17 protein-coding genes and 1 riboswitch are annotated in these 19,582 nt (G+C 65.4%); of the genes, 13 read left to right on the plus strand and 4 right to left on the minus strand.

The annotated features are described in order from the left end of the window. The first annotated feature begins 257 nt into the window (after positions 1-257). Positions 258-357: riboswitch (guanidine-I (ykkC/yxkD leader) on the plus strand. A 57-nt stretch (positions 358-414) separates the two neighbouring features. The 8 genes from QM685_RS10050 (at position 415) to QM685_RS10085 (ending at position 10,631) form a co-directional block, all read left to right on the plus strand. Continuing rightward, positions 415-1,485 (plus strand): putative urea ABC transporter substrate-binding protein, encoded by a 1,071-nt coding sequence (locus QM685_RS10050; RefSeq protein ID WP_415115274.1) that lies wholly within the window; start codon positions 415-417, stop codon positions 1,483-1,485. A gap of 35 nt (positions 1,486-1,520) precedes the next feature. Beyond that, positions 1,521-2,333, plus strand: coding sequence for an ABC transporter permease (locus tag QM685_RS10055; protein ID WP_415115276.1), 813 nt, complete (start codon positions 1,521-1,523; stop codon positions 2,331-2,333). Next, positions 2,333-3,124 carry an ABC transporter ATP-binding protein gene (locus QM685_RS10060; RefSeq protein WP_415115278.1) on the plus strand — a complete coding sequence of 264 codons (792 nt, stop codon included), beginning with the start codon at positions 2,333-2,335 and terminating at the stop codon, positions 3,122-3,124. The genes QM685_RS10055 and QM685_RS10060 overlap by 1 nt, the downstream gene beginning before the upstream one ends. Before the next feature lie 14 nt (positions 3,125-3,138). Next, on the plus strand, positions 3,139-3,843 hold the full coding sequence (locus tag QM685_RS10065) for an urea amidolyase associated protein UAAP1 (protein WP_415115280.1): 705 nt from the start codon (positions 3,139-3,141) through the stop codon (positions 3,841-3,843). A 14-nt stretch (positions 3,844-3,857) separates the two neighbouring features. Further along, positions 3,858-4,499, plus strand: a complete 642-nt coding sequence (locus QM685_RS10070) for an urea amidolyase associated protein UAAP2 (RefSeq protein WP_415115282.1) — start codon at positions 3,858-3,860, stop codon at positions 4,497-4,499. A 172-nt stretch (positions 4,500-4,671) separates the two neighbouring features. After that, complete coding sequence (uca, locus tag QM685_RS10075; protein ID WP_415115284.1) at positions 4,672-8,277, plus strand: urea carboxylase; 3,606 nt, start codon at positions 4,672-4,674, stop codon at positions 8,275-8,277. A 39-nt stretch (positions 8,278-8,316) separates the two neighbouring features. Then, a complete protein-coding gene (atzF, locus tag QM685_RS10080; protein WP_415115286.1) occupies positions 8,317-10,155 on the plus strand; it encodes an allophanate hydrolase in 1,839 nt (612 codons plus the stop codon). Between the two features lie 128 nt (positions 10,156-10,283). Further along, the gene (locus QM685_RS10085) at positions 10,284-10,631 is read left to right on the plus strand and encodes a hypothetical protein (RefSeq protein WP_415115288.1); all 348 of its coding nucleotides are present in this window, start codon (positions 10,284-10,286) and stop codon (positions 10,629-10,631) included. Positions 10,632-10,715: 84 nt separating this feature from the next. Here the strand turns inward: QM685_RS10085 and QM685_RS10090 are convergent, their stop codons facing one another. Continuing rightward, positions 10,716-11,159 carry a MarR family winged helix-turn-helix transcriptional regulator gene (locus QM685_RS10090; protein WP_415115290.1) on the minus strand — a complete coding sequence of 148 codons (444 nt, stop codon included), beginning with the start codon at positions 11,157-11,159 and terminating at the stop codon, positions 10,716-10,718. A gap of 136 nt (positions 11,160-11,295) precedes the next feature. On the opposite strand from QM685_RS10090, the gene QM685_RS10095 reads away from it, so the two are divergent. Continuing rightward, positions 11,296-12,834: a DHA2 family efflux MFS transporter permease subunit gene (locus tag QM685_RS10095; protein ID WP_415115292.1), complete on the plus strand. Its 1,539-nt coding sequence runs from the start codon at positions 11,296-11,298 to the stop codon at positions 12,832-12,834. Between the two features lie 31 nt (positions 12,835-12,865). Here the strand turns inward: QM685_RS10095 and QM685_RS10100 are convergent, their stop codons facing one another. After that, a complete protein-coding gene (locus tag QM685_RS10100; RefSeq protein WP_415115403.1) occupies positions 12,866-13,570 on the minus strand; it encodes a FadR/GntR family transcriptional regulator in 705 nt (234 codons plus the stop codon). A 137-nt stretch (positions 13,571-13,707) separates the two neighbouring features. On the opposite strand from QM685_RS10100, the gene dgoD reads away from it, so the two are divergent. Together dgoD and QM685_RS10110 are read left to right on the plus strand one after the other, a co-directional pair. Next, positions 13,708-14,856, plus strand: coding sequence for a galactonate dehydratase (gene dgoD / locus QM685_RS10105; protein WP_415115294.1), 1,149 nt, complete (start codon positions 13,708-13,710; stop codon positions 14,854-14,856). Positions 14,857-15,165: 309 nt separating this feature from the next. After that, positions 15,166-15,468, plus strand: a complete 303-nt coding sequence (locus tag QM685_RS10110; protein ID WP_415115405.1) for a hypothetical protein — start codon at positions 15,166-15,168, stop codon at positions 15,466-15,468. Between the two features lie 236 nt (positions 15,469-15,704). Here the strand turns inward: QM685_RS10110 and QM685_RS10115 are convergent, their stop codons facing one another. Both QM685_RS10115 and copC read right to left on the minus strand, forming a co-directional pair. Further along, entirely contained in the window at positions 15,705-16,634 is a 930-nt protein-coding gene (locus QM685_RS10115) for a CopD family protein (RefSeq protein ID WP_415115296.1), read from the minus strand. Further along, entirely contained in the window at positions 16,631-17,008 is a 378-nt protein-coding gene (gene copC / locus QM685_RS10120) for a copper homeostasis periplasmic binding protein CopC (protein ID WP_415115298.1), read from the minus strand. The genes QM685_RS10115 and copC overlap by 4 nt, the downstream gene beginning before the upstream one ends. 447 nt (positions 17,009-17,455) lie before the next feature. On the opposite strand from copC, the gene QM685_RS10125 reads away from it, so the two are divergent. Both QM685_RS10125 and QM685_RS10130 read left to right on the plus strand, forming a co-directional pair. Continuing rightward, positions 17,456-18,187, plus strand: coding sequence for a c-type cytochrome (locus tag QM685_RS10125; protein ID WP_415115300.1), 732 nt, complete (start codon positions 17,456-17,458; stop codon positions 18,185-18,187). A 21-nt stretch (positions 18,188-18,208) separates the two neighbouring features. Then, positions 18,209-19,510, plus strand: a complete 1,302-nt coding sequence (locus QM685_RS10130; protein WP_415115302.1) for a c-type cytochrome — start codon at positions 18,209-18,211, stop codon at positions 19,508-19,510. Positions 19,511-19,582 lie beyond the last annotated feature (72 nt).

Consider the following 19,582-nt stretch of genomic DNA (forward strand, 5'->3'; position numbering starts at 1 on the left):
CGAGGAACCCTGCAATTACATGTCGAATCCCTTGTCCGGCCGCTCCCGCGGGTAGCGTCGGTTGCCCTCAACCCCACGCCCGAATCAAGTGCACCCGCTGACACACATCAGTGCACACCTTCCCCGCCGCAGGGCAAACAATGCCCTACTGAACTCCGCAACATCAATAGCAACAGCATGACTTCCCTGCTGGCACGCTTCCCGCTTTAAAAGGCGCGCAAGGAGCCGGCGCAACACCCGGTTCAACACACAATCTGGAAATGGACGGCTAGGGTTCCGGCCTGCATCGCGCAGGCGCTGGTCCGAGAGCCGTCGACCTCAGGCGAGGTTACACGGCGGGATAAAAGCCCGGGAGAGAACGCGATGTTTTGCGCTGCTCCCTGCCGTCGCCAACCGTCCCTCCGAGGTCAACCCATGTTCAAGCTCGTTCGCTGTCTTGGCATTGCCGCCGTCTCCCTCGCCACACTCGCATCAGGTCACGCGTTCGCCGCGGGCCGCAACGACTTCAAGGTCTGCTGGACCATCTACGCCGGCTGGATGCCGTGGGGTCAGGCGAAAACCCAGGGCATCGTCTCGAAGTGGGCCAAAAAATACGGCATCAACGTCGATGTCGTGCAGTTGAACGACTACGTCGAATCCATCAATCAGTACACGGCCGGCAAGTTCGACGGCTGCGCGATGACCAACATGGATGCGCTCACGATCCCGGCTTCCGGCGGCGTGGATTCGACCGCGCTGATCGTCAGCGACTATTCGAACGGCAACGACGGCGTGCTGATGAAGGGCAAAGGCAAACAGATCGCCGACCTGAAGGGCCAGCAGATCAACCTCGTGCAGTTCTCCGTCTCGCACTACCTGCTCGCGCGCGCACTCGAAAGCGCGCACATGAGCGAGCGCGACCTCAAGGTGGTGAACACGTCGGATGCCGACATCTCCGGCGCATTCGCGACCCCCGCCGTTCGCAACGCGGTCACCTGGAATCCGATGCTCGCCGACCTGAAGGCGCAGCCGAACGTCAGCGAAGTCTTCGATTCCAGCAGGATCCCCGGCGAGATCATGGACATGATGGTCGTCAACACGAAGACGTTGCAGGAGAACCCGGCACTCGGCAAGGCGCTGACCGGCGCTTGGTTCGAGATGGTCGCGCTGATGCATGCCGACTCGGCGCAGAGCACCAGCGCGCTGACCGCGATGGCCAAAGCCTCGGGCACCGACCTCGCGAACTTCAAAGGCCAACTGTCGACCACCGCCCTCTTCTATTCCCCGCAAGCCGCGCTGGATTTCGTCACCAGCCCCGACATGCCGAAGATCATGACACGCGTCGCGAAGTTCTCGTTCGATCACGGCCTGCTCGGCCAGGACGCGAAGAGCGCGGATGCGGTCGGCATGGCGTTCGACAAGGGCGTCGTGGTCGGCAACCGGAACAACGTCAAGCTGCGCTTCGACCCGACCTACGTCCAGATGGCGGCCGCGGGCAAGCTCTGAGACCGGCATTCCAGGCTTTCAACAAGGCGCTCACCATGCGACTCATCAATCGACATCCGAGCCGGACCAGCGGCCTGATGCTGCTCCTGCTGCCGTTCGTCGTGCTCCTGGCGGTCTACTTCACCGGCTCCTCGCTGCGGCTCTCGGTCAATCCCGATGACAAGCTGCTGCCGGGCGCGACGCAGATGAGCGATGCGATGAAATCGGCCGCGTTCACCGAGGACCGGCGCACCGGCGAGTATCTGTTGTGGGCCGACACCCTGTCGAGCTTGCGACGCCTCGGCATCGGCCTCGTCGTGAGCGCGCTGATCGCACTGATGGCCGCCATCGCGACCGGTACGTTTCCACTCGTCAGCGCAACGCTCTCGCCGTTCATCACGGTGATCTCGATGGTGCCGCCGCTCGCGGTGCTGCCGATCCTGTTCATCGTGTTCGGACTCGACGAGTTGTCGAAGGTCGTGCTGATCGTCGTCGGCATCACGCCGATGATCATTCGCGACCTGCATGCTCGCGCTCGCGAGATCCCGGTCGAGATGTGGGTCAAGGCTCAAACGCTCGGCGCCACCAGCTGGACGCTGATCCTGCGGCTGGTGCTGCCGCAACTGCTGCCGCGCCTGCTGGTCGCGATGCGTCTGTCGCTCGGCGCGGCATGGCTCTTTCTGATCGCCGCCGAGGCGATCGCATCGACCGACGGCCTCGGTTACCGGATCTTCCTCGTGCGCCGCTATCTGTCGATGGATCTGATCCTGCCGTACGTCGCGTGGATCACGCTGCTCGCGTGGCTCACCGACGAACTGCTGCGCCGGATCACGCGGTGGTCCTTCCCCTGGTATTGCGGAGGCGCGTGATGATCGAAGTCCGCAACGTATGGAAAGAGTACGGCGACCAGGTCGTGCTCGAACGTTTGAACCTGACCATCCGGGAGGGCGAGTTCTGCTCGATGGTCGGCGCGTCGGGCTGCGGCAAGTCGACGTTTCTGCGGCTGCTGCTCGGCCAGGAGCGGCCGACGCGCGGCGAGATCCTGCTGGACGGCGAGCCCTTGCCGGGCGAGCCGGACCGGCATCGCGGCGTCGTGTTTCAGCGCTACTCGGTGTTCGACCATCTGAGCGTGTTGCGCAACGTGATGCTGGGACTCGAGCTCTCGCGCGCGAGGTTCACAGGACGGCTGTTCGGTGCCCGACGCCGCGCGGCGGCCGACGAAGCCGCCGCGATGCTCGGCCGCGTGGGCCTGGGCACGGCCTTGCACAAGTTTCCGCGGCAGCTCTCGGGCGGCATGCAGCAACGCCTCGCGATTGCACAGGCGCTGATGATGAAGCCTCGCGTGCTGCTGCTCGACGAACCGTTCGGCGCGCTCGACCCCGGCATCCGCAAGGACATGCACGCGCTGCTGTCCGACCTGTGGCGCGAATCGAAGCTCACCATTTTCATGGTCACGCATGATCTGAAAGAAGGTTTCACGTTGGGAAGCCGCGTGCTGGTTTTCGACAAGGTGCGTGTCGACCCGCAGGCACCCGGCGCGTATGGCGCGCGCGTCACCTACAACATTCCGCTCGACCGCAGCCGCAATTGCGCGTCCGCCGTTCATATCGCCCAGGCGGCGGTGCAAGGCGCGGCGACTGTCGAAGCAGTCTCTGACTGAAGGGAAATCCGGATATGAAATTGCTGCTTGAAGAAGCCGTTCCAGGAGGCGGTCATACGTCGCTGATCGTCAGGCGCGGACAGTCGCTGCGCGTAACCGACCTGCGCGGCGGCGCGAACGTCAGCGTGATGATGATCAACGCGACGGAGAAAAGCGAACGGCTCAATCTGCCGGATTCGCTGAAGTGTCAGCACACCGCGAAGCTCACCGCCGGGCACTGCCTGTATTCCGACATGGGCCGCGTACTAGCCGCGATCGTCGCGGACACCTGCGGCTGGCACGACAGCATCGGCGGTGTGTCGAATGCCGCGGAAGTGCTCGAACGATACGGCGCGGGCCGCTACCAGGAGCTGCGCAACGGGTTCTATCGCAACGGCACCGACAACCTGCTCGTCGAAATGGGCAAGTGGGGCCTCGGCATGTCGGATCTGCTGATGACGCTCAATCTGTTCAGCCGCGTCGACGTCACTCGCGACGGAACCCTCGATTTCGTGCCCAACAACTCGAAGGCTGGCGACTACGTCGATCTGTACGCGCCGATGAACACGCTCGTCGTGCTCACCGCGATCCAGCATCCGCTCGACCCCAACCCCGAGTACGCGCCCAAACCAGTGAAGCTCGAACTGAGCGAAGCGCAACCCGACGTCGCCGAGATCTGCCGTACCGCATGCGAAGAGAACGCACGCGGTTTCATCAACACCGAGCGGTTCTTTCTTTGAGGGCAGACCGAACCATGACCAGCACGCTTACCGTCAGCGAAAAACGCGCTGAAAACGCGGCCTATCGCGAAACGCTCGCCGCGGGAGAACCGTGGCTTCACGAAGTGAAGGCCGGCCAAACGCTGCGCATCGTCGATCTGGAAGGCAATCAGTCGGTCGATACGCTGTTCTACAGTCTCGCCGACCGGCGCGAGCGTTTCGACGCGCAACGCACGCTGCGCCGGCAAAAGCGCGTCTATCTGACGTCGGGTTCCGTGCTGTATTCGAACCTCGGCAATCCGATGCTGACGATCGTCGCCGACACCTGCGGCCGTCACGACACGCTCGGCGGCGCCTGCGCGCAGGAGAGCAATACGGTGCGCTATGCACTGGAGAAGCGCTACATGCATAGCTGCCGCGACAACTTCCTGCGTGCGTGCGCGCATGACGGGCGTCTGTCGAAGCGGGACCTCGGCGCGAACGTCAACTTCTTCATGAACGTGCCGGTGACGGCCGAAGGCGGACTCACGTTCGAAGACGGCATTTCCGCGCCGGGCAAGTACGTCGAGTTGCGCGCCGAGATGGACGTCATCGTGCTGATTTCGAATTGCCCGCAGTTGAACAATCCGTGCAACGCGTACAACCCCACGCCCGCGGAGCTGCTGATATGGAACTGACGCGTATTCGCAGCTGGCTCTTTTTCATCATGCTGGTTCGCTCGGGACGATGCATCACCGTCACGCGCGAACGGCTGACTCGAGTACCTCGCTAACGCGACTTCGGCCGTGGACGACCATGGCCGGCACATCCCACGGCGGGACGGCCCGCCTCCGAATCAAGACACCTTCCATGTTCGAGAAGATTCTGATCGCCAATCGCGGCGCTATCGCGTGCCGCATTCTTCGAACGCTGCGCGAGCTCGATGTCACCGGCGTCGCGATCTACGCGGAAGCCGACCGGGCCAGCCGTCACGTGAGCGAAGCGCCCGTCGCGCATGGCCTGGGCGACGGGCCGGCGGCAACGACTTATCTCGACACGGCGAAGATCCTCGAGATTGCGCGCCGCGAACGCGTGCAGGCGATCCATCCCGGCTATGGCTTTCTATCGGAGAACGCGGCTTTCGGCGAAGCATGCGAAGCGGCCGGCATCGCATTCATCGGACCGACGCCCGCGCAGTTGCGCGCGTTCGGTCTCAAGCACACCGCCCGCGAAATCGCGGCCCACGAAGGCGTGCCGATGCTCAGCGGCACCGGGTTGCTCGATGATCTGCCGGCGGCGCTCGAAGCCGCGCGTACCATCGGCTATCCGGTGATGCTGAAAAGCACCGCGGGCGGCGGGGGAATCGGCATGCGGGTGTGCTGGAACGCCGACGAACTCGGCGCCCATTTCGACGCGGTCAAGCGCCTCGGCGAGAACAACTTCAGCGATGCCGGCGTGTTTCTGGAGAAGTACATCGAACGCGCGCGACATCTGGAAGTGCAGGTATTCGGCGACGGCCAGGGCGACGCGATCGCGCTCGGCGTGCGTGACTGCTCGGTGCAGCGGCGCAATCAGAAGGTGCTCGAGGAAACACCCGCGCCCTGCCTGCCGGAAGGCATTGCGGCCGCGTTGTGCGAGGCCGCGGTCAAGCTCGCGAAGGCGGTCGACTATCGCTCCGCCGGCACCGTCGAATTCGTGTACGACAGCGCCGCGCAACGGTTCTATTTCCTCGAAGTCAACACGCGTTTGCAGGTCGAGCACGGCGTCACCGAACAGGTGTGGGGCGTCGACCTCGTGCGTTGGATGATCGAACTCGCGGCCGGCACGCTCGCGCCGCTGAAGGAACTCGCAGCGAATCTGACGCCGCGCGGGCATGCGATTCAGGCCCGGCTCTACGCGGAAGATCCGGGGCGCGATTTCAAACCGAGTCCCGGCCTGCTGACCGATGTCGCATTCCCGCCCGCGGACGGCAGCGCGCTGCGCATCGACACCTGGATCGAGGCCGGCTGCGAGGTGCCGCCGTACTTCGACCCGATGCTCGCGAAAGTGATCGCGTGGTCGCCGACTCGCGACGAAGCGCGCGTTGCGCTCGGCAATGCATTGCAAAACACGCGGCTCTATGGCGTCGAAACGAATCGCGACTATCTGCGCCAGATCCTGAACGACCCGCCGTTTGCGTCGGGCGAACCGTGGACACGATGTCTCGAAGGTCTCGGGTATCGGGCCACGACGGTCGAAGTCGTCAGCGGCGGCACGCAAACGACGGTGCAGGACTATCCTGGCCGGCTCGGCTATTGGGCGGTCGGCATCCCGCCGTCGGGTCCGATGGACGATCGCGCGATGCGGCTCGGCAATCGCCTGCTCGGCAACGCGGCCGACGCCGCCGCGCTCGAAGTCACGATGAGCGGGCCGACGCTGCGCTTTAACACCGACGCCGTGATCGCGATTACGGGCGCGCAAATTCCCGTGCTGCTCGACGACGTCGCGCAACCGTTGAACACGAGCTTCCATGTTCCGGCTGGTTCGACGCTCGCACTCGGCACGATCCGCGGCGCCGGCGCGCGCGCCTATCTGTGCGTGCGCGGCGGCTTCGATGTCGCCGAATATCTCGGCAGCCGCAGCACGTTCACGCTCGGCCAGTTCGGCGGACACGGCGGCCGCGCGATCCGCGCGGGCGACGTGCTGCACCTCTATCCGCTCGACAACGCGCGGGCCGGCGCGGCGCTCGCCGACGTGCCGAAGCTCGCAAGCGTGCGAACCCTGCGCGTGATTTACGGCCCGCACGGCGCGCCCGAATACTTCAGCGCCCGCTATATCGAACGGCTTCTCGACACCGAGTGGAAGATCCACTTCAACTCCAGCCGCACCGGCGTACGCCTGATCGGACCGAAGCCCGAATGGGCGCGCGAAGACGGCGGCGAGGCGGGGCTGCATCCATCGAACATCCACGACAATCCCTACGCGGTCGGCGCCGTCGACTTCACCGGCGACATGCCCGTGATTCTCGGCCCCGATGGCCCCAGCCTCGGCGGCTTCGTGTGTCCGGTGACGATCATCGAGGCGGACCTGTGGCAGATCGGCCAATTGAAAGCGGGCGACAGGATTCGCTTCGTGCCCGTCGGGATCGATGCGGCGCGCGAAGCCGCGCGTCAGCGTCTTCGCGAGCTCGAGAGCCTCGAGAATCTCGAGATCGGGCGAAACGCGCCAGAGAACACGGGAGCCGCGCTGACCTCGCCGGTGGTTCTCGATACCGGCTCGGACCGCGAACGGCTCGTCGCGCGCGTGTCCGGCGACACGCATCTGCTGCTCGAAATCGGACCGGCGGAACTCGACCTCGTGTCGCGGTTCCGGGGGCACGCGCTGATGCAGTCTCTTGAAGCGATGGCGCTTGCGGGCGTTATCGACCTGACGCCCGGAATTCGCTCGCTACAGGTTCACTACCGGCCGGAGGACCTGCCGCTCGCCCGCCTGCTCGACCTCGTCGCGCACGCGTGGGATGAGGTTCTGCTGCACAAGGACTTGCGCGTGCCGTCGCGAGTCGTGCATTTGCCGCTGTCGTGGGACGACCCGGCGTGCCGGCTCGCGATCGAAAAATACATGACCACCGTGCGCAAGGATGCGCCGTGGTGCCCGAGCAACCTCGAATTCATTCGCCGCGTCAACGACCTCGACTCCATCGACGCGGTCAGGCAGATCGTCTTCGACGCGAGCTATCTCGTGATGGGCCTCGGCGACGTGTACCTCGGCGCACCGGTCGCGACGCCGCTCGACCCGCGGCACCGGCTGGTGACGACCAAGTACAACCCGGCGCGCACCTGGACCGCGGAGAACTCGGTCGGTATCGGCGGCGCGTATCTGTGCGTGTATGGGATGGAAGGTCCCGGCGGCTATCAATTCGTCGGCCGCACGCTGCAGATGTGGAATCGCTATCGCAAGACCGCGGACTTCGCCGGGCAGCATTATCTGCTGCGCTTCTTCGATCAGATCCGCTTCTACGAAGTATCGGCCGACGAACTGCTGCGCATCCGCGCGGATTTCCCGCTTGGACGCTATCCGCTGCGGATCGACGAAACCGGGCTTTCTCTCGCGGACTATCAGGCGTTTCTCTCCGGCGAAGCGGCCAGTATCGACGCGTTCCGTGCGCGGCAACGCGCGGCGTTCCAGGCGGAGCGCGAGCGGTGGCGCGAAGCGGGCGCATCCGAAGACAGCTTCGACGCGCCGGTCGAGGAAGACACTCGACTGGCTCCGCTGGAAGACGGCGAAGTCGCGGTGGACAGCGAAATTGCCGGCAGCCTGTGGCAGGTCAAGGTGAAGCCAGGGGAGTCGGTCGATGCGGGCGACGTGCTGCTTGTCATCGAGTCAATGAAGATGGAAATTTCCGTGTGCGCGCCGTGCGCCGGAACCGTCGGCCAGATCTACGTGGCACCGGGGTCGCCGGTGCGCGCGGGGCAGCGTGTTGCCGTCATCGAACGCTAAACATCACCAGAACCTCACCCGATATCCGGATGGACCACCATGCCGTCATTCGATCTGCGTCTCCCGACACTTCGCGCCGCCTACCGCGCGGGGACCCTCACGCCGCGCAAGCTCGTCGCCGAACTGCTCGACAAGGCCGCGACGCTGAATCCCGGGTTCAATCTTTTCATCCATCTTCTGACCCGTGAAGAAGTCGCGCCGTATCTCGACTGGATCGAAAAGCAGGGCATCGAAAACCTGCCGCTCTATGGCATTCCATTCGCGATCAAGGACAACATCGACCTCGCCGGCATCCCGACGACGGCCGCGTGTCCCGCATTCGCGTACACGCCTTCGGAGCCCGCCACGCTCGTCGCGCAACTGATCGCACTCGGCGCGATACCGCTCGGCAAGACCAATCTCGATCAGTTCGCGACCGGTCTCAACGGCACGCGTTCGCCGTACGGAAAGTGCCGCAACAGCGTGCATCCCGACTATCCGTCGGGCGGTTCGAGCGCGGGTTCGGCGCTGGCGGTCGCACTCGGTGTCGCGAGCTTTGCGCTGGGTACCGACACCGCCGGTTCCGGCCGCGTGCCCGCCGCGCTGAACAATCTGGTCGGACTCAAGCCGACCAGAGGCGTGTTGTCCACCGCGGGTGTGGTGCCCGCCTGCCGCACCCTCGATTGCGTGACGTTTTTCACGGCGAGCGCGGAGGAAGCCAGCGAGCTTCTTGCGTTGACCGCGCGCGCCGATCCTCGCGATGCGTACAGTCGCGGGAATCCGCAGTGGAATACCGCGCGCGCGTTCGGCACGCCGGCCGCCTTTCGCTTCGGCGTGCCGGCGCAACTGGAATTCGCCGGCTGCCCCGAGAGCCCGGCGTTATTCGCGAAGGCGCGCGCGTTGCTCGAAGAGGCGGGCGGCACAGCGGTCGAAATCGACTTCGAGCCGTTCGTCGAAGCGGCCAGGCTGCTCTATCAGGGTCCGTGGGTCGCCGAACGTTACAGCGTGGCGGGCGAATTGATGACGACGGAGCCCGACGCGGTACTGCCTGTCATTCGCAATGTACTGGCGAAGGCGCCCGCCGCCAGCGCGGTCGAGCTATTTCGCGCGCAGTATCGCCTGCGGGAATTGAAGGCCATCTGCGACGTATCGATCGAGTCGCTGGATTTCGTGCTGACTCCCACGTATCCGCGTCCCGTGACGCTCGACGAGTTGGAGCGCGATCCTGTCGGCCCGAATTCCCTGCTCGGCTACTACACGAACTTCATGAATCTGCTGGACTACGCCGCCGTCGCGACACCGACCGGCTTCATGAAGAACGGCCTGCCCTGGGGCGTGACCGTTTTCGGCCGCGCATTTACCGATCAGTATCTGTTGGGTGTGGCCGACCTGCTGCAACGAACGAGCGCGCTGACATGCGTCGGCGGTCAAACGAACAGGCCTGGCGAGCGGCGGACGGCGACCAATGACCGGATGCGGATTGCGGTCTGCGGCGCGCACATGCAGGGTTTGCCGCTCAATCGGGATCTGGTTGCGCGAGGCGCGCATCTTGTGCAAGCCACGCATACCGCCGCGCGCTACCGGTTGGCGGCGCTGCCCGCGTCGGCGGATGGCACGCGACGCCCCGGCATGTGGCGCATAGCCGACGACGTAAAAGACGACGCAAAAGATCGCGGCGTCAAGATCGCGGTCGAAGTGTGGGAGATGCCCAGTTCCGAGTTCGGTTCATTCATTGCGACCGTGCCCTCTCCGCTCGTGCTGGGGAAAGTCGAACTCGTGGACGGCTCGTGGATTACCGGCTTCCTGTGCGAACCCTATGCGGTGCAGCGCGCGACGGACATCTCCGGATTCGGCGGATGGCGGGCCTGGCTCGCCGATGAGCGCGGCACCCGCGCCTGAGTGAACAGGTGAAGGTGAGCAGGCAAGCGGGTTGCTGAACTCGATCGACGGGCTGGTCTCTAACCGCCTGACAGACGCTTCGGATCCCGCCTTGGGGTCGAGAAGCGCAACTTCGAGGAGGTTCACCGATGACGTTTCGCCCCACCGCCACTGCCGCCACCGTTTCTCTCGCGCTGCTCGCCGCCGCGACGCTCCCCGCCCAGGCCCAAACCCCGGCTTCATCCGACAGCCAGTGGCGCGCCAGCCCCCTCACGCTCGCGACGCTGCTGCAGGACGGCTACCGGATCGTCGCCGTCGTCAACGGCGTGCGCGGCAATGCCGGCCCGGCCGACACGATCTTCGTGCAGCGCGATCAGAGCGCGTTCAAATGCATCGACCCGCAGCAGCCCGAGGCGAAAACGAGAGCGGCCGCGGCGCCGGCCTGTTACGAACTGGTACCGCCGAGCGGCGGCGCGCCGGCGTCGGAATCGAAATAGCGTGTTGGCTGGGCAAACGCGTTATCCGAACTGGATGCGCGATCCCGGCGAGCACCATCGGCGTCGCGCGGCCATCGCGGCGCTTCACCGATCCACCAGCCGGCTCAGATTGCCGCGCACCCGCTGCAACAGCGCGATCAGTTGCGCCGCTTCTTCCTCGCTAAAACCATTGAGCGCCTCGAGCGCGACTTCGTCGCCGACCTTGCGCGCCTTGCCTAGCGTGCGTTCGGCCTTCGGCGTCATACGCACCTGGCGCTCGCGGCGGTCCTGCGGATTCGCGGTCCGCTCGATCCAGCCGCCCTCCTCCATCCGGTCGAGCAGCCGGCCCGCCGAGATCGGCGCGACCTCGAGCAGATCCGCGAGCCGCGCCTGATTGATGTCGCCGTAATGGCCGAGGTAAGCCAGCACACGGCACTGCGCGCGCGTCAGATCGACTGACGATTTCGCGAGATCGTCGAAACGCTTGCCCGTCAGACGGCCGACGTCGGAAATCAGAAAGCCGAAGCGCTCTTCGAATTGGGTTTTCATGCGCGGATTATACGGAAGCCCCTCCCGTTGCAGCACGGCCGCGCATGCGTTTCAGCCTCAGCACAACTCCCGATGGCGCATTCGCGCGCGGCCGATATAATAAGCATGCTTACGATATCGACAACCCCCGCCCTTCATGTCCTCCACCCCCTCGTCGGCGAGCGCCGCCATGCCGCTCAACCGGCCGATGATCACGATCTCGATCATGCTCGCGACGCTGATCCAGACGCTCGACAGCACGATCGCCAACGTGGCGCTGCCGCATATGCAAGGCACGCTGTCCGCGTCGCAGGACGAGATCACGTGGGTGCTGACCTCCTATATCGTCGCCGCCGCGATCGCCACGCCGCTCACCGGCTGGCTGTCGGATCGCCTCAGCGTGAAACGCCTGCTGCTGATCGCGATCGGCGGCTTCACGGTGGCGTCCGCGCTGTGCGGGCTGTCGGAGACGCTGCCGCAGATCGTGCTGTCGCGTCTGTTGCAAGGTATTTTCGGCGCGTCGCTGGTGCCGCTGTCGCAGTCGATCCTGCTCGATATCAACCCGCGCGAGAAGCAGGGCCAGGCGATGGCCGTGTGGGGCATGGGCGTGATGGTCGGGCCGATTCTCGGCCCGACGCTCGGCGGCTGGCTCACCGACAGCTACAACTGGCGCTGGGTGTTCTTCATCAACGTGCCGATCGGCGCGTTCGCGCTGTTCGGCGTCGCGACCTTCCTGCCGACGCGCGAGCCGAAGCACGACGTGAAGTTCGACGCGTTCGGCTTCATCACGCTCGGCCTCGCGATCGGCGCATTGCAGGCGCTGCTCGATCGCGGCGAACAGCTCGACTGGTTTTCGTCGACCGAGATCGTCATCGAAGCGCTCGTCGCGGCGATCAGCTTCGCGTTCTTTCTCGTGCATACGGCGACGATCGGCAAGGACTCGTTCTTCAAGTATCAGTTGCTGAAGGACCCGAACTTCGCGACCGGCACGCTCTTCATCTTCGTGATCGGCGCGGTCATGTATGCGACACGCGCGTTGCTGCCGCCGATGCTGCAGAACCTGATGGGCTATCCGGTCGCGACCACCGGGCTCGTCACCGCGCCGAGCGGCGCCGGCACGATGGTCGCGATGCTGATCGCCGGGCGGCTCCTGAGGCGCATCGACGCACGGCTGCTGCTGCTCGCGGGCTTCCTGATTTCGGCGTTCGCGCTGTGGCAGATGATGCATTACACGATCGTGCTGTCGCCGTCGGACATCGTGTGGCCCGGCGTGATCCAGGGCTTCGGGCTCGGTCTCGTGTTCGTGCCGCTGTCCGCGCTGACGTTCTCGACGCTGTCGCCCGAGCTGCGCGCGGACGGCACCGCGACGTACAGTCTGATGCGCAACATCGGCAGCAGTATCGGCATTTCGATCGTGCAGACGCTGATGACGCGCAACACGCAGATCTCGCACGCGGACCTCGCGGCGAACGTGACCGCGTTCAATCCGGCGATCCAGTCGATGCTCGGCAGCGGCTCGAACTACGACATCGCGACGCTGAACGCGTCGATCACGCAGCAGGCGGCGATGGTCGCCTATCTGAACGACTTCAAGCTGATGTTCGTAGCGACGCTGCTCGTGATTCCGCTGCTGCTGTTGATCCGACCGGCGCGCCAGGCGCCGGACACATCGGTCGCGCATGCGGCGATGGATTGAGTGGGGCTATCCGCCCGCCTGCCCGCCCACGTCACCCTTCGATCCGCTCGCGCGTCACCCCGAGCAGCGATGCCATCGCCGCGTACGCCGTGGCGGCATCGCGCGTACGGATCGCATCGAACACCGCCGTATGCTCGGCGAGCGACGCGTTGAACACGTCCGCGCGTTTCGCGTTGAGCCGCAACTGCGCCTCGAGCGTGCGCTCGATCAGCGCGCCGAGCGGAATCAGCAGTTCGTTGCTGCACGCGCTGAGCACACTCAGATGAAACTGCAAATCCGCACGCACCCACTCGTCGACGTTGCGCGCCGCCGCCATGGCCGCATGCGCGGCCGCGAGCGCGTGCAACGTCTCGTCGGTGTGCGAGACGGCCGCGAGGCCGGCGGCATACGGCTCGATCATTTCGCGCATTTCCTGCAGTTTCAGCGCGAATGCGAACGGCTCGGCCACGCGCGAGTACCAGTCGAGCAGATGGGCATCGAGCAGGTTCCACGCGGATTTCGGCCGCACCCGTGTTCCGACGCGCGGCCTCGATTCGATCAGCCCTTTCGACGTCAGCGTGCGCAGCGCCTCGCGCAGCACCGTGCGGCTCACGCCGAACGTCTCCATCAACTCGGCCTCGCGCGGCAGGATCGATTCGGGTGCGTAGTCGCCGCGCAGAATCGCGGTCGCAAGCAGTTGGGCGACTCGCCCGTGCAGATCGTGCTGAATGGCTTTCTCCCGGCGGCTGAAGGTCAGGTGAGGCGGCAGTGACGGTTCGGCCTCGCCACTATTTGGCGAATAATACTATTAATAGTATTTAAAAGGGCTTTTGCGGTAGCATGTGAATCCCCGAAATTTTTTGCAGGCGCCGAGGCCGCAAGGAGACGCACACCATGAAAATCACCCGACTCGAAACCTTCATCGTGCCGCCGCGCTGGTGCTTCCTGAAGATCGAGACCGACGAAGGCATCGTCGGCTGGGGCGAACCGGTGGTGGAAGGCCGCGCGCATACGGTGGCCGCGGCGGTCGAGGAGCTGGCGGACTATCTGATCGGCAAGGACCCGCTGCTGATCGAGGACCACTGGCAGGTGATGTACCGCGCGGGCTTCTACCGCGGCGGCCCGATCACGATGAGCGCGATCGCCGGCGTCGACCAGGCGCTGTGGGATATCAAGGGCAAGCATCACGGCGTGCCGGTGCACGCGCTGCTCGGCGGTCAGGTGCGCGACAAAATCAAGGTCTACTCGTGGATCGGCGGCGACCGGCCGAGCGACGTCGCCAACAACGCGCGCGCGGTGGTCGAGCGCGGCTTCAAGGCCGTCAAGATGAACGGCTCGGAAGAGCTGCAGATCATCGACACCTTCGACAAGGTGCAAGGCGTAATCAACAACGTCGCGGCGGTGCGCGAGGCGGTCGGGCCGAACATCGGCATCGGCGTGGACTTCCACGGCCGCGTGCACAAGCCGATGGCGAAGGTGCTCGCGAAGGAGCTCGACCCGTACAAGCTGCTGTTCATCGAGGAGCCGGTGCTGTCGGAGAACGCCGAGGCGCTGCGCGACATCGTCAATCAGACCAACACGCCGATCGCGCTCGGCGAGCGGCTGTATTCGCGCTGGGACTTCAAGCACATCCTGTCGGGCGGCTACGTCGACATCATCCAGCCGGACGCGTCGCACGCGGGCGGCATCACCGAGTGCCGCAAGATCGCGGCGATGGCCGAGGCCTACGACGTCGCGCTCGCGCTGCACTGCCCGCTCGGCCCGATCGCGCTCGCCACCTGCCTGCAGATCGACGCGGTCAGCTACAACGCATTCATCCAGGAACAGAGCCTCGGCATTCACTACAACCAGGGCAACGACCTGCTCGATTACATCAGGAACCCGGAAGTCTTCAAATACGAAGACGGCTTCGTGTCGATTCCGCAGGGGCCGGGACTCGGCATCGAGGTCAATGAAGAGAAGGTGCGGGAGATGGCGAAGGTCGGTCATCGCTGGCGTAATCCGGTGTGGCGTCACGCGGATGGCAGCGTCGCCGAGTGGTGATGAGTTGAACAGCGCGTGCGCCGCACCCGTCAGCGGCGCGCGCAAACACGTAGGTGAACCGCGTGCTTTTACCCCGTCCACGCGTTACGGACAACGTGACGCGCGGGCCGTCGCAGTAACGTAACACCCCGGACCCGACCGGCGCCAACAGGCGTTTAACAGGCGTTCTCCGGGCTCCCCCTCACCCCGCTCCTGTTCTCGCAAAGCCTTGCCCGGAAAGGCTTGCGCGCCGTTTGTTGGGTATCGGACATACGCATGATCCGCTCCTTGCTCAAATGCATGCAAACAACACATGCGGCAGGGAACACGATGGGCGAATTCATTCCTGACTATCTGATCCGCGAACAGGCGGCGGTCGGCGCGCTGGTCGCGTTCGGCGTGCTGCGTGTGATCGGCGCGATGCTCGCGTACGAGCGCGGATGGCGTATTTCAGTGGTCGGGAAATGTTTTGTCGCGGCGGCGGTGCTGTACTGCCTGCCGCAGGTTTTCGATTTGCTCACGCATATGGTCGGCACGCGCGCGGCCGGCGCCGAACTCGAAGGCAAGGCCGCGGGCTGCGCGATCGCGCTATTCTGCGCACCGATTCTCGGCCACCGGCTCGGCTTCGAGTGAGCGGGACCTGAACCCGGCCCTGGAGCGGACGGAAACGCGGCAACGGGCGCGCGAGCGCGCGCCCGTTGCCTGAACAGAGCAGTAACGGAGCGCTGGCCATCGCCAGGCGGCCGTGTGTATTGCGCCGCACGTGCCTCAAGTGCGGCGCTTTTTTATGCGGCGGGTTTTCGCTGCCGATGTCTCAAGGTTGCAGCGTGGCAGGCAAGCACTGGACCTCGCTCACCACGGCCGCGCGCTCAACCGAGCGCCGCGAACGCCGGCACGCTATGCGACAGCGTGGCCGCGACGACGAACACGCCGATCATCACGAGCGCTTCCAGATACAGCACGTTGGCGAACGTATGCGCATCCATCGTCGATGCGGTGCGGCGCAGGCGTGGCAGCGCCGACATGCGGTTCAGCCCGCCGAGCACCAGCGCGAGCGCGACCAGCACGAGCTTGAGCATCAGCACGTGCCCCCATGTGCTCGCCTCGATCGCTTCGAGCGAGCCGCCCGAACCGCGCACCGCGTTGAAGACGCCCGACACCAGCACGAGCGCGACCGCGACGATCGACACGTTCGACACCTGGGTTGCCGTGCGGATCAGCATGCCCCGCGCGGTCGATGCGCCGAGCGCCGGCAGCACCGCGAGCCCGGAAGCCATCGCGAGGCCGCCCCACACACCCGTCGCGAGCACGTGCAGCGTCTGCATGCCGATCGCCGCCGACACCACGCCGGCATCGGCCGCGTGTCCGAGCGACGCCTTGCCCGCCGCGATCGCGAGTACCGCGAGCCACAGCAAGGCGTTGCGCAGCATGCCCGTGCCGTGGCTCAACGCGGTGCCGAGCAACACCAGCGCGCCGCCGAACGCGACGCTCCAGCCGTAGCCGACGTGGGTTTGCGTGAGCACGGTCGGCACCACGCCAAACGCCGAGGGCAACGCGACGCCGCTCATCGACGCGGTCTGATACAGCAGCCAGCCGAGATCCGCGAGCACCAGCACGATGGTGGCCGCGAGCATCGACCGCCGCGCCCGCATCCATCCGGGACGCGCCGGCGACACGCTCTGCCGCGCGTCCTTCGCGAGCCACGCGGCCAGCAGCGCCGAACCCACGGCGAAACCAAACGCGACGTTCATGAGCGCGGCCATTGCGACCTGCCCGATCCATAGTGCGTCGAGGTTCATTTGACGTTGAACGCGAAGTCGCCTTGCGTGCGATGGCCGTCGGTGGCCACCGCGACCCAGTGCACCGCATAGCGGCCGGCGTCCAGTGGCGGGAGCGCGAGGTGCATCGTGCGGGCGTCCTGGCTATCGACCGTGGAGGCCGTCGCCACCGCGGACTTGCCGCTCGCATCGGCGAGCGTGATCGTGCTGAAGGCCGGCTCGAGCGGCTCGGTGAAATGGATCGTCACTTCGGTGGGCGCGACGGCGTCGGCGTTCGCGGCCGGCACGCTCGAGATCAGATGCGCATGCGCGAACGCGCCCGACGACACCGCCAGCGCGACGGCACCGGACATCAACGCACGCAGCGCCGGAGAGGAAAAATCGAATAGCTTCATGTAAGGCCGATAGCGGATGAGAACGAACGGGAACAGACCGGGACAGGGCCGGGCGCGGCGCGTGCCAGCGGTCGAACGGCGGGTCGAACGGCGGCCGGCGAGCCCGGAAGTGTACGCTTCGATGGCCCGCGCGCGCATCGGTTCAACCCGACTTTATCGAATGCATCGGGTGGCGGGCGCCCGCGCGGCTTCGACCATACGGCCGGATTGTCAATCCGGAATACCGCGAGCAATCGCAACAGACAACGACCGATGACAGCAACCGATGCCCCGGCGCAAGCCCGCACTTACCCGGGCGACAGACTGTCGCATGGCGGTCACACCCGGAACCGTCTCTAATGCGGCAAATAGTCACCATCACCCTTCGATGATAGAATGCTGCGTCGCCGCAGCGACGGCTGTCCTTCACACCGAGCCGCTCGAAGTTCGGTCAGGTCCCCGATTCTGATGGAGTTACGCGTGTCTTCAAGACGCCTCTTCCGCCCGTTGCTTGCTCTTCTGCTGATCGGCTCCGCGGGTGTCTATAGCGCTGCGAAAGCGCAGACCCAACCGAAGGCCCCCGACACGATGGAAGCGCGCGTGCAAGGCTGCACCGCCTGCCACGGCTCGCATGGGCAAGGTACCGACAACGACTACTTCCCGCGCCTCGCGGGCAAGCCGGCGGACTATCTGTTCAACCAGTTGCAGAACTTCCGCGAAGGGCGTCGCAAGTATCCGCCCATGAACTACCTCGTCACCTATCTCTCCGACGACTACCTTCACCAGATCGCCACGTTCTTCTCGCAGCAGCGCCCGCCGTATCCGACGCCGGCGAAGCCGACCGTGTCGGCCGCCACGCTCGCGCGCGGCCAGCAGATCGTGCTGCACGGCGACGACGCCAAGCAGGTGCCCGCCTGCGCGGCCTGCCACGGCAAGGCGCTGACCGGCATGGAACCGGCTATCCCGGGTCTCGTCGGCCTGCACGCCGACTACATCAGCGCGCAGCTCGGCGCATGGCGCTCGGGTACGCGCCGCGCTATCGCGCCTGACTGCATGCACACGATCGCCACGCGCCTGTCCGACGAAGACGTGAATGCCGTCGCGGCCTGGCTCTCCACGCAGCAGGCTCCGCAAAACCCCGTGCCGGCTCCGGCCCGCTCGTTGAAGACTCCGCTTGCCTGCGGCAGCGAACCGCAATAAGGCGCCGGGAGAAACACACACATGAAACGCAAGTCATTGTTCGCCCTCTCGGCAGTCGTCGTGGTTGCGGCCGCCGCACTCGTTCCCGTCCTCTGGTCGGGCGGCGACAACCTGCACAGCAGCGGCGCGGCCGTGGCGGCAACGCCCGCCGACCAGGCCGACCTGATCAAGAAAGGCGAGTACCTCGCCCGCGCCGGCGACTGTATCGCCTGCCACACGGTGCGCGGCGGCAAGCCGTTCGCCGGCGGCCTGCCGATGGCCACGCCGTTCGGCACGATGTTCACGCCGAACATCACGCCGGACGACCAGTACGGCATCGGCAAGTGGACCCAGGACGACTTCTATCGCGCGATGCACACCGGCCGCTCGAAGGACGGCAGCCTGCTTTATCCGGGCTTCCCGTTCACGAGCTACACGAAGGTCACGCGCGCCGACTCGGACGCGATCTACGCGTACCTGCGCTCGGTCACGCCGGTCAACGTGCCGAGCCGTCCGCACGAGCTGAAATTCCCGTTCAACCAGCGCAACATGCTGATCGGCTGGCGCACGCTGTTCTTCCGTGAAGGCGAGTTCAAGCCGGATCCGACCAAGTCGGTCGAATGGAACCGCGGCGCGTACCTGGTCGAAGGCCTCGGCCACTGCGGCATGTGCCACACGTCGATCAACGCGATGGGTGGCCCGGTCAACTCGGCGGCCTTCGCGGGCGGCCTGATTCCGCTGCAGAACTGGTACGCGCCGTCGCTGACGTCGAACCGCGAAGCCGGCCTCGGCGACTGGGAACTGCAGGACATCGCCGATCTGCTGAAGACCGGCGTGTCGAACCGCGGCGCGGTGTTCGGTCCGATGGCCGAAGTGGTTCACAACAGCCTGCAGTATCTGTCGCCCGAAGACATCAACGCGATGGCCACGTACCTGAAGACGATTCCGCAGAAGAGCGAAGCACCGGAACCGCTGCAGCTCGAAACCTCGGAAAAGTTCGGTGGCGAACTGTTGAAGCAAGGTCAGAAGATCTACGCTGACCACTGCGCGAAGTGCCATTCGGAGAACGGTCTCGGCATGCCGCCGGCGTTTCCGCCGCTCGCGAACAACCCGTCGATCCAGATGCCGTCGGCGGTCAACCCGATCCGCATGGTGCTGAACGGCGGTTATCCGCCGAGCACGGAAGCGAACCCGCATCCGTACGGCATGCCGCCGTTCGCGCAAGCACTGTCGAATCAGGAAGTCGCGGCGGTCGTGACGTACATTCGTATGTCCTGGGGCAACCACGGTACCGCCGTGTCGCCGCAGCAGGTGGCCGACCTGCGTTCGGCGCCGCTCGACTAGGCGGCGTTCGACGCACCCCGGGCGCGGCCTGCGAATTTCGCGGCCGCGCCCTTCGTTTTTTCAGGACCGGTA

This window comes from Paraburkholderia sp. (assembly GCF_047605525.1).
In the GTDB taxonomy this organism is placed as follows: Bacteria; Pseudomonadota; Gammaproteobacteria; order Burkholderiales; family Burkholderiaceae; genus Paraburkholderia.

Bases quoted from the DNA above. Each gene is read 5' to 3' on its own strand.
- QM685_RS10060 (WP_415115278.1), top strand. From the start codon at position 2,333: ATGATCGAAGTCCGCAACGTATGGAAAGAGTACGGCGACCAGGTCGTG.
- atzF (WP_415115286.1), top strand. From the start codon at position 8,317: ATGCCGTCATTCGATCTGCGTCTCCCGACACTTCGCGCCGCCTACCGC.
- QM685_RS10130 (WP_415115302.1), top strand. From the start codon at position 18,209: ATGAAACGCAAGTCATTGTTCGCCCTCTCGGCAGTCGTCGTGGTTGCG.
- QM685_RS10090 (WP_415115290.1), bottom strand. From the start codon at position 11,159: ATGAAAACCCAATTCGAAGAGCGCTTCGGCTTTCTGATTTCCGACGTC.
- QM685_RS10115 (WP_415115296.1), bottom strand. From the start codon at position 16,634: ATGAACCTCGACGCACTATGGATCGGGCAGGTCGCAATGGCCGCGCTC.
- QM685_RS10055 (WP_415115276.1), top strand. From the start codon at position 1,521: ATGCGACTCATCAATCGACATCCGAGCCGGACCAGCGGCCTGATGCTG.
- dgoD (WP_415115294.1), top strand. From the start codon at position 13,708: ATGAAAATCACCCGACTCGAAACCTTCATCGTGCCGCCGCGCTGGTGC.
- QM685_RS10110 (WP_415115405.1), top strand. From the start codon at position 15,166: ATGGGCGAATTCATTCCTGACTATCTGATCCGCGAACAGGCGGCGGTC.
- QM685_RS10065 (WP_415115280.1), top strand. From the start codon at position 3,139: ATGAAATTGCTGCTTGAAGAAGCCGTTCCAGGAGGCGGTCATACGTCG.
- uca (WP_415115284.1), top strand. From the start codon at position 4,672: ATGTTCGAGAAGATTCTGATCGCCAATCGCGGCGCTATCGCGTGCCGC.
- QM685_RS10125 (WP_415115300.1), top strand. From the start codon at position 17,456: ATGGAGTTACGCGTGTCTTCAAGACGCCTCTTCCGCCCGTTGCTTGCT.
- QM685_RS10095 (WP_415115292.1), top strand. From the start codon at position 11,296: ATGTCCTCCACCCCCTCGTCGGCGAGCGCCGCCATGCCGCTCAACCGG.
- QM685_RS10070 (WP_415115282.1), top strand. From the start codon at position 3,858: ATGACCAGCACGCTTACCGTCAGCGAAAAACGCGCTGAAAACGCGGCC.
- copC (WP_415115298.1), bottom strand. From the start codon at position 17,008: ATGAAGCTATTCGATTTTTCCTCTCCGGCGCTGCGTGCGTTGATGTCC.
- QM685_RS10050 (WP_415115274.1), top strand. From the start codon at position 415: ATGTTCAAGCTCGTTCGCTGTCTTGGCATTGCCGCCGTCTCCCTCGCC.
- QM685_RS10085 (WP_415115288.1), top strand. From the start codon at position 10,284: ATGACGTTTCGCCCCACCGCCACTGCCGCCACCGTTTCTCTCGCGCTG.